16 protein-coding genes and 1 pseudogene are annotated in these 13,962 nt (G+C 70.9%); 11 read left to right on the forward strand and 6 right to left on the reverse strand.

Going from position 1 to position 13,962, the window contains the following annotated elements; genetic code table 11:
• Positions 1-2: 2 nt before the first annotated feature.
• Together dnaN and dnaA are read right to left on the reverse strand one after the other, a co-directional pair.
• Positions 3-1,133 carry a DNA polymerase III subunit beta gene (gene dnaN / locus MNZ39_RS02770; protein WP_242334124.1) on the reverse strand — a complete coding sequence of 377 codons (1,131 nt, stop codon included), beginning with the start codon at positions 1,131-1,133 and terminating at the stop codon, positions 3-5.
• 344 nt (positions 1,134-1,477) lie between these two features.
• Positions 1,478-2,860, reverse strand: a complete 1,383-nt coding sequence (dnaA, locus tag MNZ39_RS02775) for a chromosomal replication initiator protein DnaA (RefSeq protein WP_242334127.1) — start codon at positions 2,858-2,860, stop codon at positions 1,478-1,480.
• A gap of 293 nt (positions 2,861-3,153) precedes the next feature.
• Between dnaA and rpmH the strand changes: the two genes are divergently transcribed.
• The 7 genes from rpmH to rsmG are packed head-to-tail and all read left to right on the forward strand — an operon-like array spanning position 3,154 to position 6,907.
• Positions 3,154-3,303 carry a 50S ribosomal protein L34 gene (gene rpmH / locus MNZ39_RS02780; protein ID WP_242334129.1) on the forward strand — a complete coding sequence of 50 codons (150 nt, stop codon included), beginning with the start codon at positions 3,154-3,156 and terminating at the stop codon, positions 3,301-3,303.
• An 8-nt stretch (positions 3,304-3,311) separates the two neighbouring features.
• On the forward strand, positions 3,312-3,656 hold the full coding sequence (rnpA, locus tag MNZ39_RS02785) for a ribonuclease P protein component (protein ID WP_242334131.1): 345 nt from the start codon (positions 3,312-3,314) through the stop codon (positions 3,654-3,656).
• On the forward strand, positions 3,653-3,877 hold the full coding sequence (gene yidD, locus MNZ39_RS02790) for a membrane protein insertion efficiency factor YidD (protein WP_242334134.1): 225 nt from the start codon (positions 3,653-3,655) through the stop codon (positions 3,875-3,877). Before rnpA ends, yidD begins: the two co-directional genes overlap by 4 nt.
• Positions 3,878-3,879: 2 nt before the next feature.
• Positions 3,880-5,514: a membrane protein insertase YidC gene (yidC, locus tag MNZ39_RS02795; protein WP_242334137.1), complete on the forward strand. Its 1,635-nt coding sequence runs from the start codon at positions 3,880-3,882 to the stop codon at positions 5,512-5,514.
• A 13-nt stretch (positions 5,515-5,527) separates the two neighbouring features.
• Positions 5,528-6,031, forward strand: a complete 504-nt coding sequence (locus tag MNZ39_RS02800) for a R3H domain-containing nucleic acid-binding protein (RefSeq protein WP_242334140.1) — start codon at positions 5,528-5,530, stop codon at positions 6,029-6,031.
• On the forward strand, positions 6,031-6,252 hold the full coding sequence (locus MNZ39_RS02805; RefSeq protein ID WP_242334143.1) for a hypothetical protein: 222 nt from the start codon (positions 6,031-6,033) through the stop codon (positions 6,250-6,252). Before MNZ39_RS02800 ends, MNZ39_RS02805 begins: the two co-directional genes overlap by 1 nt.
• 7 nt (positions 6,253-6,259) lie before the next feature.
• Positions 6,260-6,907: a 16S rRNA (guanine(527)-N(7))-methyltransferase RsmG gene (rsmG, locus tag MNZ39_RS02810; protein ID WP_242334146.1), complete on the forward strand. Its 648-nt coding sequence runs from the start codon at positions 6,260-6,262 to the stop codon at positions 6,905-6,907.
• Positions 6,908-7,114: 207 nt separating this feature from the next.
• On the opposite strand, the gene MNZ39_RS02815 is transcribed toward rsmG, so the two are convergent.
• The 3 genes and pseudogenes from MNZ39_RS02815 to MNZ39_RS25085 all read right to left on the reverse strand — a co-directional run.
• On the reverse strand, positions 7,115-7,411 hold the full coding sequence (locus MNZ39_RS02815) for a GYD domain-containing protein (RefSeq protein ID WP_242334149.1): 297 nt from the start codon (positions 7,409-7,411) through the stop codon (positions 7,115-7,117).
• 443 nt (positions 7,412-7,854) lie between these two features.
• Positions 7,855-8,085 carry a DUF5700 domain-containing putative Zn-dependent protease gene (locus MNZ39_RS24210; RefSeq protein WP_308197146.1) on the reverse strand — a complete coding sequence of 77 codons (231 nt, stop codon included), beginning with the start codon at positions 8,083-8,085 and terminating at the stop codon, positions 7,855-7,857.
• A gap of 91 nt (positions 8,086-8,176) precedes the next feature.
• Positions 8,177-8,647: pseudogene (locus tag MNZ39_RS25085) on the reverse strand (DUF5700 domain-containing putative Zn-dependent protease); the annotation flags it as partial.
• 1,767 nt (positions 8,648-10,414) lie between these two features.
• Here MNZ39_RS25085 and MNZ39_RS02825 point away from each other — a divergent pair.
• From MNZ39_RS02825 to MNZ39_RS02835, 3 genes are all read left to right on the forward strand, one after another.
• Positions 10,415-11,194 carry a ParA family protein gene (locus MNZ39_RS02825; protein WP_242334152.1) on the forward strand — a complete coding sequence of 260 codons (780 nt, stop codon included), beginning with the start codon at positions 10,415-10,417 and terminating at the stop codon, positions 11,192-11,194.
• The gene (locus MNZ39_RS02830) at positions 11,191-12,093 is read left to right on the forward strand and encodes a ParB/RepB/Spo0J family partition protein (protein ID WP_242334155.1); all 903 of its coding nucleotides are present in this window, start codon (positions 11,191-11,193) and stop codon (positions 12,091-12,093) included. The genes MNZ39_RS02825 and MNZ39_RS02830 overlap by 4 nt, the downstream gene beginning before the upstream one ends.
• A 174-nt stretch (positions 12,094-12,267) precedes the next feature.
• Positions 12,268-12,693, forward strand: coding sequence for a polymer-forming cytoskeletal protein (locus MNZ39_RS02835; protein ID WP_242334236.1), 426 nt, complete (start codon positions 12,268-12,270; stop codon positions 12,691-12,693).
• Between the two features lie 107 nt (positions 12,694-12,800).
• Here the strand turns inward: MNZ39_RS02835 and MNZ39_RS02840 are convergent, their stop codons facing one another.
• Entirely contained in the window at positions 12,801-13,181 is a 381-nt protein-coding gene (locus MNZ39_RS02840; protein WP_242334158.1) for an Hsp20/alpha crystallin family protein, read from the reverse strand.
• Positions 13,182-13,386: 205 nt separating this feature from the next.
• Here MNZ39_RS02840 and atpH point away from each other — a divergent pair, with 205 nt between their 5' ends.
• Positions 13,387-13,926, forward strand: coding sequence for an ATP synthase F1 subunit delta (gene atpH, locus MNZ39_RS02845; protein ID WP_242334161.1), 540 nt, complete (start codon positions 13,387-13,389; stop codon positions 13,924-13,926).
• The last annotated feature ends 36 nt before the right edge of the window (positions 13,927-13,962 follow it).

Genomic DNA, 13,962 nt, shown 5'->3' on the forward strand with positions numbered 1-13,962 from the left:
CGTCAGATCCGCATCGGCATCACCACCGCGGTGAAGCCCTGATCCTTCTCGTCGCCGCCGTGGAGCACGCCCGGGGAGAGGTCGTCCGCGAGCTCGAGCTGCACGTCGGCGCTCTTCACCACCGCGAGCACGTCCATGAGGTAGCGCGCGTTGAAGCCGATCTTGAGCGGCTCGCCCTCGTACTCGACCGGCACCTCCTCCTTGGCCTCGCCGAGGTCCGGGTTCTGCGAGAGCACCCGGAGCGTGCCCTTCCCGAGCTCGAGCTTCACCGCGTGGGCCTTGTCGGTGGAGAGGAGCGAGATGCGCCGCAGCGTCTCGAGGAGGCGGTCCCGCCCGACCCGGACCACCTTCTCGCCCTGCTTCGGGATGACCTGCCGGTAGTCCGGGAAGAGCCCCTCGATGAGCCGCATCGAGAGGATCACGCCCGGGCGGCGGAAGATGGCGCTGTTCTCGACGAAGCCGAGCTTCGTCTCGCCGGCCTCCGTGCCCCCCTCGACGGCCTCGGCGAGGAGCTTGCGCAGCTCCTGGAGGCCCTTCTTCGGCAGGATCACGCCGCGCTTCAGCCCGAACGTGCTGCTCGAGGGGCGCTCGGAGAGCGACAGGCGGTGCCCGTCCGTCGCGACCAGGCGGAGCACCTCGGGGCTCGGCTCGAAGTAGACGCCGTTCAGGTTGTAGCGGGTCTCGTCGTTCGAGACGGCGAAGAAGGTCCGCTCGATCATCTCGAGCAGCTCGTCCGGCTTCACGTCCGTGAAGGTGACCTTCTCGAAGCGGGGGAGTGCCGGGAAGTCCTCGGCGGGGAGGCCGACGATGCGGAACTCGGAGGGGCCGCTCCGCACCTCGAGGTAGTTGTTGTTCGCGCGCTTTAGGGTGACCTGCTGCTCGGGCAGGGCGCGAACGATCTCGTACAGGTGGCGGGCCGAGACGGCCAGGGCGCCTTCCTTCAGCACCTCGCAGCTCTCGCCGTGCTCGGACGAGACGGCGAGGTCGAGGTCGGTCGCCGAGACGACGAGCTGACCCTTCTTCGCCTCGAGGAGGACGTGGGAGAGGATCGGCATCGTGCTCTTCTTTTCCACGATGCCCTGGGAGCGCCCGAGCGCCTTCGAGAGCTCAGCGACTCCGATCTTCAGTTCCATGGGAAGATCCTCTTCTTGTGATCCTAGAAGTAACAGCAGGGGCCGAGTGGATGTGGATAAGGGCTCGGAACCCGCGAAACTCCTGGAGCTTTCGGCCTGGAAAACTCTCCGGATCCCTTTGGGTCGAGTTTGTGTAGCGCGGGCCGAGAAACGGTGTCAACAGCGGTCCACACCCCGTCCCCACGAGGATCGGTGCCGGATCCACAGATGATCCACAGCCTCGCGCCGAGCCCGGGAGGCGAGCCGAGCCGTCGCGGGCGCCCGGCGAGCGGACGCAAGGACGCGCGAGGCCGCCTGTAGCGGCCCGCGCGCGAACGGGAGCGGGGTCGAGGGCGTCGCGCGGCTCAGGGCGCGAGCTTCGCGGTGAGGACCTGCACGGCGGTGCGGACCGTCTCCTCGCTCTCCATGAGCGAGCGGATCCGCTCCACCGCGGCGATGACGGTGGTGTGGTCCTTCTTGTTGAAGCGCTCGGCGATGGACTGGAACTTCTCCTTGCCGAGCTCGCGGCAGAGGTACATCGCCACCTGGCGCGGCTGCGCGATCTTCTGCTCGCGCGAGGCGCTCGTGAGCTTCGCGACGGTGAGGCCGTAGTGCGCCGCCACCGCCTCCTGGATGCGCTCGATGGGCGGCTTGTAGCCCTCGGGCGGGATCACGTCGCCGAGCACGTCGCGCGCGAGCGGCACGGTGATGGGCTCGCTCTTCAAGGAGGCGAAGGCGGCGAGGCGCATGAGCGCGCCCTCGAGCTCGCGCACGTTCGAGCGGATGTGGCTGGCGAGGAGCTGGGTCACCTCGCCGGGCAGGTCGATCGACTCGACCTCTGCCTTCTTCTGGAGGATGGCGGCGCGCGTCTCGAACTCGGGCACCTCGATCTGGACGCGCATGCCCCACTCGAAGCGCGAGCAGAGCCGGGCGTCGAGCCCCTTCAGCTCCTTCGGGCTGCGATCGCTCGAGAGGACGATCTGCACGTGGTGATCGTGGAGCTCGTTGAAGGTGTGGAAGAACTCCTCCGCCGTCTTGTCCTTCCCGGCGAGGAACTGCACGTCGTCGACGAGCAGCGCGGCGCACTCGCGGTACTTGTGGCGGAACTCGTCCATCGTGCCCTTCGAGAGCGCGGCGACGAAGTCGTTCGTGTAGCGCTCCGAGGAGACGATGGCGACGCGCCCGCCCTGGTGCTTGTCGAGGATGGCGTGGGCGAGGGCGTGCAGGAGGTGGGTCTTGCCGAGCCCGGAGTCGCCGTGCAGGAAGAGCGGGTTCCAGGTGTGGCCGGGGTTCGCGGCCACGGCCTGGGCCGCGGCGAACGCGAAGCGGTTCGACTCGCCCACCACGAAGGTGTCGAAGGTGTAGCGCGGGTTCGGCCGCGAGTCGCGCGGGTCGGCCGCCTCCGCCGCGCGGGGCACCGGCGTGAGCGCCGGGCCGTCCGCGAGCGGCAGGGGCGTCGGCGCGAGGCGCGGCGCGGCGTCCACCACGAACGTGATCTGGACCGCCTGGCCGGCGAGGCCGGGCACGAACTCCTCGAAGAAGGAGCGGTAGTTGTCCTCGACGAAGTCCCGGTGGAAGCGGTCGGGCGCGGCGATCTGCAGCCGGCTCCCCTCGAGCGAGACGAGGTGGAGCGGCGCGAACCAGCGGTCGTACAGGTCAGGGCGCAGCCGGGAGCGCAGGAACGCGTCGAGGCGCGACCAGAGCTCGTCTGCCGGCGAGATCATCTTGGCGCTCGCGCGCGAGTCCATGCTGCTGTCCCCCGAGGTGCGCGCAACGGAACGAGGATCCCCCCTCCGACGCCCGGGCTTCCGGACGACGGCTCACTCGGCGCTCGTAGGGCGAGAGTGCAGGCGGCCTCGTGTTGCGTGGGGGCGGAAGTTAGCCAAGGTTCACCGAGAGGATCAAGGGCGTCGTGCGTGGTCGCGAAACGACGAGCTTTTCGCGTGACGGGGCGGTGACGGATCGCGCGAGGGTCCGGCGGAACGGGCCAAGTCTCTGGAAACCTTGACATCTCGCGACTGATCGGGGAGGTTGCCGCGCCATGAAGCGGACATATCAGCCGAAGAAGCAGCGCCGTAATCGCACGCACGGTTTCAGGAAGCGCATGAGCTCTCCGGGCGGGCAGAACGTGATCAAGAGCCGCCGCGCGAAGGGTCGCAAGCGCCTCACGCCGAGCACGCCGAAGAAGTAGCACTGCAGGTGAAGCTACCCAAGGCGGCGCGCCTGCGCCGCCGCCGCGAATTCCTCCTCGTCCAGCAGCGCGGTACGCGGCTCTACGCCGGAGACGTGCTCGTCCTGTCGCTCGACTCCGGCGGAGCCCGGCCGCGCATCGGGATCACGGTGTCGTCCAAGATCGCGAACGCGGTCGAGCGCAACCGGGTGAAGCGCTGGGTGCGGGAGGAGTTCCGCGCGATGCAGGGTGATCTGCCCGCGGTGGATTTCGTCGTGATCGCTCGCGCGGGCGCGCTCGCCGCGGGTAGGGACGGGATCCGCCTCGCGCTCGCGGCCGCGCGGACGCGGCTCGCCCCGAGGGGGAGCGCGTGATCCGGGGCGCCCTCGTGCTCCTCGTGCGCCTCTACCAGCGGCTCGTGTCGCCGCTGCTTCCGCCCGCCTGCCGCTTCTATCCGAGCTGCTCCGCCTACGCGGTGACGGCCCTCGAGCGCCACGGCGCGCTCAAGGGGTCGGCGCTCGCGGCGCGGCGGCTTCTCAAGTGCCATCCCTTCCATCCCGGCGGCATCGATCCGGTGCCGGAGTCCGAGAGGTAACCTTGGGTCCCGAGAACCGTCGTGTCCTCATCGCCACCGTCCTCTCCGTGGCGGTCCTCATTGTCTGGCAGTTCGTCTTCCCCTCGCCGAAGCCGAAGCCCGGCGCGCAGAAGCGTCCCGAGGCGGCCCAGACCGCGCCGGCGGCGCCCGCCCCTGCCCCGGTGGCGCCGGCGGCGCCTGCCGTCCCGGAGAACACCCCCGAGGAGCTCGTGAAGCTCGCGGGCGACGGCTTCGAGGCGGTGCTCACGAGCCACGGCGGCGCGCTCAAGGAGGTCGTGCTCGAGGGCGAGAAGTACCGCCGCGACCACGAGGGGAAGCCGGTGCAGATCGACCTCGTGCGGGTGGCGAAGGATCAGCCCTACCCGCTCGCGGTGGTGGCCTCGCCGGAGCTGGGCGGCGCGCAGGACGCGGCGAGCGATCCGTCGGCGCGCGCGCCGATGCGGGTCGTCGCGAAGGACGCGCGCTCGGTGACCTTCGAGGGCCGCGCCGGCAACGCCACCGTCCGGAAGACCTTCCGCCTCACCGGCAAGTTCCACGAGCTCGCCCTCGAGCTCGAGGTCCAGGGCGCCGCCGCGCCGGGCGCGGGGATCGTCATCCTCTACCCCGGCTACATGCCGCCCAAGACGAAGTCCGGCGGCTTCTTCTCCGGGCCGCCGGTCGAGTTCATCCGCCCGGTGTGCCGCGCGGCGGACACGACCGAGCGCTTCAAGGTCGACGGCGACCAGGCCGTGGAGAAGGTGGAGGGCACGGCGGCCTGGGTCGGGCTCGACCAGGGCTACTTCGTCTCGGCGATCTTCCCCGCCGAGCCGGCCGGGAGCTGCGTCTTCGCGAAGGGCACGGAGAAGGGCAGCGCGCTCGCCGCGCTGCGCCTGCCGTTCGAGGGCGGCTCCCGCAAGTACGCGCTCACCGTGTACTCCGGCCCGAAGGACCTCGATCACCTGCGCGCCTACGGCCGCAACTTCGAGAGCGCCATCGACTACGGCACGATGGCCCGCCCGTTCGCGTTCTTCGCCCGCCTGCTCCTCTATGTGATGCGCTGGTTCGAGCGGCTGGTGGGGAACTGGGGCGTCGCGATCATCCTCCTCACGCTGCTCGTGAAGCTCCTGCTCTACCCGCTCACCGCGAAGTCGATGCAGTCGATGAACGAGATGCGGAAGCTGCAGCCGGAGATCGAGAAGCTCAAGGCCAAGCACGGCAACGACCGCGAGAAGCTGAACCTCGCGACGATGCAGCTCTACCAGCAGCACAAGGTGAACCCGCTCGGCGGCTGCCTGCCGATGCTCATCCAGCTGCCGATCTGGTTCGCCCTCTACGCGACGCTGCAGACCTCGGTCGAGCTCTACCGCGAGCCGTTCCTCTGGATCCACGACCTCACGATCAAGGACCCGTTCTTCGTCCTGCCGATCGCGATGGGCCTCTCGCAGTTCATCATGCAGCGCCTGTCGCCCCAGCCCGCCGACAACGCGCAGGCGAAGATGATGCTCTACTTCATGCCCGGCTTCTTCACGTTCCTCATGCTGAGCGTGCCGGCGGGCCTCACCCTCTACATCTTCGTGAACAACCTCCTGTCCATCGCGCAGCAGCAGTGGATGATGCGGCGCATGCCGGCCGTGCCGGCGCCCGCGAAGGCCAAGTAGTCCGGGGGGAGCCATGGACGAGACCAAGGGAACCCCGAGCCCGCCGCCGGCCGAGGCGCCGGAGAAGGTCGCCCGGGCGCGGGAGTTCTGCACAGGGCTCCTCGAGCGGCTCGGCGCGGCGGTGGACGTCGAGGTGAAGGAGACGGCCGAGCAGATCGGCGTCGCCCTGAACCCGCGCGCCGGGAACGCCGTCGAGCTCTCCTCGGCGCTCGTCGAGGCGGTCCAGTACCTCGTGAACCGCGTGGTGAACCCGCGCTCCGAGGGGCGCAAGTGGGTGAACCTCGAGGTGGGCGGGTTCGCCCAGGAGGGCGATCCCGCGGTGAAGGCCATGGCGGAGCGGCTCGCCGCGGCCGCGATCCGCACCGGCAAGGTGCTCGCCGTGGCGCCCATCAGCGCCCGCGAGCGCCGCCAGATCCACCTCGCCCTCGTCGAGCACGAGGGCGTCACCACCCGCAGCGAAGGCGAGGGCATCTTCCGCCAGCTGCTCGTGATCCCGGGCGGGCGGGGCGAGCGGTAGTGGCGCGTCCCCGCACGAAGGCGGAGCGGCTCTTCTCGGCCGCGGTGGTGCGGCGCTCGTTCGAGCTCCAGGACCGCGAGTACGCCGCCGGGTTCCGCTTCGTGTACGAGGGCGTGCTGCGCGACCTCGAGCTCGACGACGCCGAGGTCGACGCCTACCTCGCGGAGCACCGGGGCGAGGTCGAGGCGGCCATCGGCCGACGCGGCGCGAAGAAGAAGTAGCGACGCCATGGACGCCGCCTTCCACGAGGCGCTGCGGCGCGGCATCGAGGCCTTCGGGCTTCCGGTCTCCGCCGAGGCGCTCCCCCGCCTCGAGCGCTTCGCCGACCGGCTCCTCGCCTGGAACCGGAAGGTGAACCTCACCACCATCACCGATCCCGCCGAGGTCGCCGAGAAGCACCTCGTCGACAGCCTGCTCCTGCTCCCCCTCCTCGGCGGCGCGCGCACGCTCCTCGACGTGGGCGCCGGCGCGGGGCTGCCGGGCGTGCCGCTCGCCTGCGCGCGGCCGGAGCTCGAGGTCACCTGCTGCGACTCGGTGGCGAAGAAGGTCGCGTTCGTGAAGGCGGTCTCCGCGGAGCTCGACCTCGCGGTCCGCGCCTTCGCGGTCCGCGCCGACGGCGACCCGGAGCGGGAGAAGCTCCCGCGCGCCGAGGCGGTGGTCTCGCGCGCGCTCGCCGATCCCGAGCGCTGGGTGCCGCTCGGCGTCCGCTACCTCGCGCCGGGCGGGACGCTGTTCGCCATGCTCGGGCGCGACGCGGACGCGGCGGGGCTCGCCGCCGTCGGCGAGGCGGCCGGCCTCACGCTCGTCGACGTCTCGCGCTTCGAGCTGCCGCTCTCGCGCTCCGCGCGCGCCATCGCGCGCTGGCGCGCGCAGTAGCGGCGCCGGGCGAAGACCCCGCGGGTCTCCTCCTCTTCGGCGGCGGCGCGGCGTGCCGCTCGGCCACCTCGCGCCGCTTCAGCCTCGGCGTCTCCTCCACGGCGGAGATCCCGGTTGTCGCAGGTGGCGCGCGCGGCGGGTCGCGCGCCGGGCCTGCGCGCAGGCGCGTGCGCCGCATCCGGCGGCGGGGTGCGCTCCCGCGTCGTCTCAGGGAAGCGAGCGGATGACCTTCCCGTACTCTTCCTCGGTGAAGAGGCGATGGGTCTCGGTGCGCACGTAGCCGCGCGAGCCGATGGCGAGGACCATGCGCGCGACCGCCGCGTCGTCCGGGGCCTCGAGGATGAACAGCGTGTCGTGGGCGCTGCCGAGGATCGCGTAGAACTCCCGCACCTCACCGCCCATGGCGCGGACCGTCTGCTTCGCCGCCTCGACGCGCGCCGGGCTGTCCTTGATCTGCTGGATGCCCTGCGCGGTGAAGCTGAACTGCATCAGATACGAGGCCATCGCTCCCTCCGCTCTTCGCGGGCCCGAGCCCGCGAGCCGAAGGGTCCCGCGCGTGAGAGGTTCCGGCGCGACGTCCGATGGGTCCCCACGACGGGCGCTCCCTCCGCCGCGTCCGTGCGGACCCGCGATCAGCACGGCCGCAGGCGAGCAGCGCCGCGACGAGACACGCTCCGGCACGGAGCGGCGGGGTGAGGAGGAGCGCATGAGCGACCGCGCTACCCCTCGCTCCAGGCAGCGGCGAGCGGGAGAAGGGGCGCGTCGCCGCCTGGCCGGTGGCAGGGGACCGGACGAGAGTCGCGGTCTTGCACGGGATGACGGATGGTAAAACATCACGGCAGGTGATACCTCGCGGCCGCCGTCCGGGCTTCGCCTGGTCGCGACGGACGGGCACCGCTTCCCGCTCCTCGAGCGCGTGCCGACCAGGCCCGCAGAAGGCAACCGCTTCAGCTCGGATCCGAGAGCAGCCGCAGCAGTCGGTCGGGCCAGAGCGGGAGATGGTCACCGTTCGCGTTCAGCATGCGCGCAACTTCCTGGTACTGCGCGAGGAGAAGGCGCGGGTCCCTGAGCGAGGCGACGACTGCGGCCCGGCCGCGGTGGCGCTCGACGACGACGGCCATGCGCCAGCCGAGCGTGTACCAGGCGCCCTGAGGGCGATCGCCATCGGCGTGGAAGATGGCCGGCCTCGGCCATCGCGTCGCCCACGAGGCGGCCCTCGGCGACGTCGAGGAGAAACGCGCTCACCGCGCCGAGGTCCTCCGGCGCGCGCGCGAGGTCTGCGTCCCAGCGCGCCCGCTCGGCGTGCGGGTGCACGTCCGGTCCGCCAGCCGCGGCCCGCATGGCGATGCCTTCGGAAAACGCCCCGGTCCAGAGGGCCGCGGTGCGGCGCGGCTCGGCGAGCGAAGCGAGCCGATCGGCGACGCTCGCGGCGCCGACGTGGTGAAGCTCGTGCGCGACGGTGTTCTGGATGACCGCTGGATCGGGAGCGTCCGCGCCCACGGCGAAGAAGATTGCGGGGTTCGTGGCGAGCTCGAACACGAAGCTGTTCGGCTTCACCACGAGGTAGACGGTCGCGCGCAGCCGGGCGCCGGTGGGGAGATACCGGCGCGCTCGCTCTGCGGCCGCCGGGAGATCCGCCTGCTGCCATGCTGCGAAGCACCGCTGGAGTTCGGCCCGCCGTCGAGCAGCGCATCGGACGTGACGAACGCGCGGAACTCGGCGTCGGTGAACGGTCTTCATTCCGTCTCGCGCCGCTCGAGTCGGACGTAGGCGTCCGTCGCGTAGAGCCGCGCGAACTCGGCGTCGGTCGGTGCCCGTGCGAGGAAGCGAGAGCGACGGCGAGAACAGTCGCGAGCATGGCTCTCCAGGAGTTCCGTTCACGAGCTGAACGCCGTCGGGCGTGAGGAGTCACCACGGACCGCGATGTTCCACGTGGAACGCCGCCTCGCGACGCCGCAGGCTCGCGCTCTCCTGACGGCTGGGTCCAAGCGGGTTCGCGCGCCGCCGCGCTTCGGCGGATCTCGGGCGGCGGCGCGGAAGCGCCCAGCGGCCGGCACCGACCCTGGGCTGGCGGTCGTTAGCAACGTCCAGAAGACGTGAACGATGCACCAAGGGTCGTCGTCGACGCCGAGGCGCTCGGCGCGGTTCAGACGGGTGGCGGAAGCGCGAGGAGGTGATCCCGACGCCCGGGTCACCTCAGGTCGGCCCCCACTCACGCGCCGCGAACGGCCTGCCGTTCCACGTGGAACGCTGGTGGTGCGTGGTCGTGGCGGAGGGAATGCGGTCTACGCCGATGGTCGCTTCCCCCATCCGACCCGCCGCGCGGGCGTTTGGCTGGGAGAGATGGCGGCCCGTCCGGAATGGTGCGCAGGAGGACCGCGGGAGCGGCTCGGGGCGCCCAGGCGCAAGCGCGGACTCATGGGCGGTCGTCCCCGGACGTGAACGACGCACGAAGGGCGTCGTCGTCGACGCCTGTGCGGTCGCCGCAGCTCACGGGCGCCGAACCTCGGCCCACTCACGCGCAGCGAATCGGCGTCCTGCTGTTCCACGTGGAACGCGGTGGAAGGCGTGGCGCTCGCGGAAGACGGGACACGGTCCACGCCGCAGGTCGCTTCGACTCAGCGGACGCGGCGCGCGACTGCCGGGAGCTCTGGTGCTGCGGGAATCTGCAATAGCGCGAGCGCGAGCACGGCCCGGCCTAGCCGACGGAAGACACCGTTCCCGTGACCTCGCTCGTCTCCAGGACGAGATGAACCGCTTCGACGATTCGGGCGGTGGTGGCGACGCGGGCGCGCGTCGCGAAGAGCTGCTTCATTCCTCACTTTGGCCGTGGCCCCCATGGCCGGGCGCCGGTTCCGGCTGAGGACCGGCCGCTCGACGGGCCTCGGGCCCTCGGCAGGGTACGCCCGAGCTTTCGCGTTCGCGGGCGGGCATGCGCATCGTCCGCGCCCCGAGGCATCAGGGAGGGTCGAGCGCGGCCTGAACGGCGACGCATCACCGTCCGCTCGCGGCCCGGCTGCGCGTAGCTCCTCCCGCCTCCCCCGCCGTCGCGGTGCAACCCCACCCTCGCGCCGACCTCCGCGTCCGAACCGCCCTTCCAGCGCCCGCCCAAGGGGCCCTCCACGCCCGCAGACCGGGAACGCCGCCTCGCCTCGCCCGCCCGCGACGAAGACCACGGGAACATTGCTGGACGAGGGTTGCCCACTGGCCGCGCCCGCCCGCGGGAAGCGGTCCCCCGCTGGCGATGTTCCACGTGAAACGTCGTGCCCGGCCGAGCGGCTGCCGCTGCCCTCCCGGACCGACGTTCCACGTGGAACAGCGCGAGGAGCGAGGGCGACGATGGGCGGAAAGCGGAGGCGCCGGAGGCGTTCGGACGCCGCGTCGTGTCAGATCGATCGGCCAAAGTGCGCGCCGGCGCGGCCAGGGGGTCGCGCGAAACAACCGAGAGGTCCCGAGTTGGCGAACACGACGGAAGGGGCGCGCGCCCCGCAGACGGATGCTCAGGCCATGGCCCGGATCCTCACCATCGCGAACCAGAAGGGCGGCGTCGGCAAGACCACGACGGCCGTGAACCTCGCCGCCTCGCTCGCCGCCGCCGAGCGGCGCACCCTCCTCGTGGACGTCGATCCCCAGGGGAACGCCGGCAGCGCCCTCGGCATCCGACGTGACGAGTCGGAGTGCTCCATCTACGAGGTGCTCGTGGACGGCGTGCCGATGGCGAGCGCCGTTCGCAAGACGGAGCTCAAGTTCCTAGACCTCGTCCCGGCCTCCCGGCACCTCGTGGGCGCCGAGCTCGAGCTCGCGGAGCTGGAGTCGCGGGAGTCGCGCCTGAAGCGCGCGGTGGACGAGGTCGCGGGCTCGTACGAGTACGTGGTGATCGACTGCCCGCCGTCGCTCGGGCTCCTCACGCTCAACGGGCTCGTCGCGGCCCAGGGCGTCGTCATCCCCCTCCAGTGCGAGTACTACGCGCTCGAGGGGCTCGCCGACGTGCTGAAGACGATCGAGCTCGTCCGCTCGAGCGCGAACCCGGCGCTCACCGTGGACGGCATCGTCCTCACCATGTTCTCGCCCAACAACCTCTCCAACCAGGTGGCGGAGGAGATCCGCCGCACGTTCTCGGACCAGGTCTTCAAGACCGTCATCCCGCGCAACGTGCGGCTCTCCGAGGCGCCCAGCCACGGCAAGCCCATCCTGCTCTACGACGTGACCTCGAAGGGCTGCCAGAGCTACCTCGAGCTCGCGCGCGAGGTGACGGGCCGCTTCAGCCAGCTCGGAGGTGTCGCGTGAGCCTTGCCGACAAGCGCCGCCCCGCCCTCGGCCGCGGCATGGCCGCCCTGCTCTCGAACGCACCGCCCCCGGCGAGCGTCGCGCCCGCCGCGGCACCGGCCGCCGCGGCGGTGGCGCCCGGGCGCGGGCTCCTCGCGCTGCCCCTCGAGGCGATCGAGCGGAACCCGGACCAGCCGCGCAAGCGCTTCGACGAGGCGAAGCTCGAGGAGCTCGCCGCCTCCATCCGCGAGCATGGCGTGGTGGAGCCGATCCTCGTGCGCAAGGAGGGCGGCAAGTACCGCATCGTCGCCGGCGAGCGGCGCTGGCGCGCCTCGCAGCGCGCCGGGATCCGCGAGATCCCCGCCATCGTGCGCGAGACGAGCGACCGCGAGGCCTTCGAGATCGCGCTCATCGAGAACCTCCAGCGCGCCGACCTGAACGCGATCGAGGAGGCCGAGGCCTACGAGGTGCTCGCGAGCGACCACGGCCTCAAGCAGGACGAGATCGCGAAGCGCGTCGGCAAGGAGCGCTCCACCGTGGCGAACGCCCTGCGCCTCCTGAAGCTCCCCGAGGAGGTGCGCGACTCGGTCCGACAGGGTCAGCTCGACATGGGCCACGCCCGCGCGCTGCTCGCCATCGACGACGCCGAGGCCATCAAGCGGGCGGCCCAAAAGGCCATCCGGGAGGGGCTCTCCGTCCGGGCGACCGAGGCGCTCGTCCGCTCGCTCGGGCGGAAGGAAAGCGACCGTCCCTCCGGCGGTTCCGAGAGCCCGGCCGTCAAGGCGCTGGGCCAGCGCCTGCAGCGCCGGCTGGGGGCCAGGTGTAGGGTCGTGCCCAAGTCTGCAGTCGCCGGGCGCCTGGAGATTGAATACTCCTCGCTCGACGAGCTGGATGGAATACTCGGGAAGATTGGAGCGTAGTTCCCTGTACCGCCGCCCGAGGGGGCGGCAGCCCCGATGTTCGGGGAGCAACCACAGCGAGGACGGATGTCCTTCTGGACAAAGCTGCGGGAGGAGGCGACGTCGCCGGCGGTCGGCGCGGACGCACCCGGAGCGCCCACGCCCGCGAAGTCACTCAACGAGGAGCCGAGAAACATGGCCATGCTGAAGCGCGATGAGCTGTCGTCCGTTCCCACCCCCACCGGCGACCTCAACGCCCTGCTCGGGCGCGGGTCCGAGTTCGAGGGCAAGCTCACCTTCGAGGGCACCGTCCGCATCGACGGCAAGTTCACCGGGACGATCGTGACGAACGACGTGCTCGTCGTGGGCGAGGGCGCGAAGGTCAACGCCGAGATCACCTGCGGCACGATCATCGTGCACGGGGAGATCAACGGGAACGTTCGGGCCAAGAGCGCGATCGAGCTGCACCACCCGGCGCGCATGCGCGGCAACATCGAGTCGCCGTCCCTCATGATCGAGAAGGGCGTGATCTTCGAGGGCCAGACGAAGATGGAGGGCGTGGAGAAGGGCGGCGCGAAGCCGGCCACCGCTCCCGGCCCCGTCGCCGCCGTGAAGTCGTAGCGCTCCCGGACGCACTCCAGCCGTAGAGACGAAGAGAGCGGGCTCCGGGAGAACCGGGCCCGCTCTTCTCGTCTCGGCGCGCGGGGCGCCCGAGCCTCGCCTCGGCGCTACACGCCGACCTTCACCTGGATGGCGCGGGGCTTCGTCTCGGCACGCTTCGGCAGGTGGACGGTGAGTAAACCGTTCCTCGCCTCGGCGCGGATCTTCTCGGCGTCGACCGTGGCCGGCAGCGAGAACGAGCGCGTGAACGTCCCGTAGGCCAGCTCGATGCGGTGATAGCTGTCGCGCCGCGCCTCGTTCTCGAGCTTCCGCTCGCCCTTGAGCGTGAGGACCCCGTTCTCGAACCGGATGTCTACGTCCTTCGGGTCAACCCCCGCGAGGTCGAAGCGGAGCGCCAGCTCGTCGTCGTCCTCGAAGATGTCGCAGGGCGGAGTCCAGCCGACCGACTCGCTGGTCTTGTAGGCGCGATCGTCGAAAAGTCGGTTCATCTCGTCCTGGAGACGAGCGAGGTCACGGAAGGGCTCCCATCTCGTCGGCATCGCCATGATTTTCATCCTCCTTTTGGCAACGCGAACGTAAAGCGAGGTCGCGGGCTGTCAAACGGGAGGGCTTCGACCGAGCCTAAGTCCAAGTACTGCCGGGAGATTCGTGCTTGACCGTCGCACCCACACCGTGCTACGGAGCGCGTCCCTTATGATCATGGGTTCCATTGCCCGGCGGTACGCGCGGGCGCTCTTCAGCCTGGCTGCGGAGATGGGTCGAGTAGAGCCCTGGAGCGAGAGCCTCCAGTCCCTCAAGGAGGCTGTCGAGGGCTCTGACGATCTCCGCGACGTTCTGTCCAACCCGGTGTACTCGCGCGAGCAGCGGCGGGCCATCGTGGAGAAGCTCGCGGCCGCGTTCAGGCTCGAGGCCGAGCCCGCGAACCTGCTCCTCCTCCTCGGCGACCGGAACCGCCTCGATTACCTGGGCGGCATCGTCGAGCACTTCCGGGCCCTCGCCGACACGCACCTCGGCCGGGTCCGGGCCAAGGTGACGAGCGCGGTCCCCCTCGACGCCGCCGCCGCGAAGGCCATCGCCGACCGGCTCTCGCAGGCGACGAAGGCCACCGTCCTCCTCGATCGCGAGGTCGACCCCGCCCTGCTCGGCGGCGTCGTCGCGCAGGTCGGCAGCGTCGTCTACGACGGCTCGGTCCGCACCCAGCTCGAGGACCTGCGGCGCCAGCTGAAGCAGTAGCGATCTTTAACTGTCAGTTCATCCTCCGGAGAGCCT

Source organism: Anaeromyxobacter sp. SG66, assembly GCF_022690805.1.
In the GTDB taxonomy this organism is placed as follows: domain Bacteria; phylum Myxococcota; class Myxococcia; order Myxococcales; family Anaeromyxobacteraceae; genus Anaeromyxobacter; species Anaeromyxobacter soli.